Here is a 632-nt window from a genome sequence, read left to right as displayed (position 1 = left end):
CCTGTTTTGTCTGGCAGCTTAACATCCTCAGCCTTGATCTTATACGGGATGGCAACGTAATAACGGCCATTTTCTTTGAAGTAGCTGACAACGCCAAATTCATCTGACAAAGGCTTTTCGCTCAGCTTGAAGCCACGCCATTGATCTTTTGGAACGTGGCTTCTTCTTGCCCGCTCCAAATAAAGAATTCCGTCCTTGATCTTGCTCTGATCGCTTTTGAAGCCTTGTCTGGATTCCCGCTTTGACCGAAATTTTGGTTTGCCCCAGCCTGGTTGGGCCTTGTCAAAGAAATTGTTCCAAGCCTTGCCCAAGTCAGAAATTGCCAGTTGCAGAATCCGGGCTGACTGTGTATACTGCCAGTCTTTTTTATCTGCAACTAACATATTACGAACTCTTCGTTCACTCGGCGAAGGCTTTTCTTTAAGCAGCACTTTCTGTTCTTCAGTCAGCTTTTTCGGGTCGGAAGCCAAAGAAGATTTAAGCGCTTGTCTTGCCTTGTACATTTCGTTCCACAAGGCAAGGCCTTGATTCCAGCAATAGCGGCGATAGTCACAAGCTTCATCCAAAACTCTTCTCATAGTCTTGTTTGGATGTAGTTCATAGACTCTTGTCTGAATTAATTTAGACGGTAC

At 44.9% G+C, this 632-nt stretch carries 1 protein-coding gene; it reads right to left on the bottom strand.

The window, feature by feature from the left end; translation table 11 throughout:
* On the bottom strand, nt 1–632 hold a 632-nt coding region (locus tag lacNas_RS07475), incomplete at both ends, for a helix-turn-helix domain-containing protein (protein ID WP_244661441.1).

The organism is Lactobacillus nasalidis (genome assembly GCF_016587775.1).
Taxonomy (GTDB): Bacteria; Bacillota; Bacilli; order Lactobacillales; family Lactobacillaceae; genus Lactobacillus; species Lactobacillus nasalidis.
Note: the sequence above shows the minus strand (reverse complement) of the source record. Positions and strands in the feature narration are given on the sequence as shown.